The following is a 311-nucleotide window of genomic DNA, read 5'->3' as shown; positions in this document are numbered from 1 at the left end:
GTGGACACCACTTTGTCTAATTCGTCAGATTCTGACCAGACGGTTCAGGCTGTACGCTTACGAATATAGGGGGAACGTAATGTTCGTAGTGGCCGAGTTACCACACGGACAACCGCTTCATTCGCACCGATATGGTCCATGTAATGCGCAAATCCCATCAGGGTCATAATCATCAGACCGAGATCAGCCGCACGGGTACTGAATAAATTGCGCATGACTTCGAAAGGATCAAGAAAACTAATCCCTGTACTGTAACCGGCTCATTTAAACCGTCTGGTCTGTTTCCTCCGGCTCTACAAAAATAATGTCCA

The 311-nt window shown here is 47.3% G+C and carries 1 pseudogene; it reads right to left on the bottom strand.

The features are described 5' to 3' along the window. Positions 1-62: 62 nt before the first annotated feature. Positions 63-251, bottom strand: a pseudogene (locus A7090_RS25370) (C4-dicarboxylate transporter DcuC); the annotation flags it as partial. Positions 252-311: the final 60 nt, after the last annotated feature.

It is taken from the genome of Escherichia sp. MOD1-EC7003 (assembly GCF_002965065.1).
Classification (GTDB): domain Bacteria; phylum Pseudomonadota; class Gammaproteobacteria; order Enterobacterales; family Enterobacteriaceae; genus Escherichia.
This window is presented reverse-complemented; position numbering and strand designations above follow the sequence as displayed.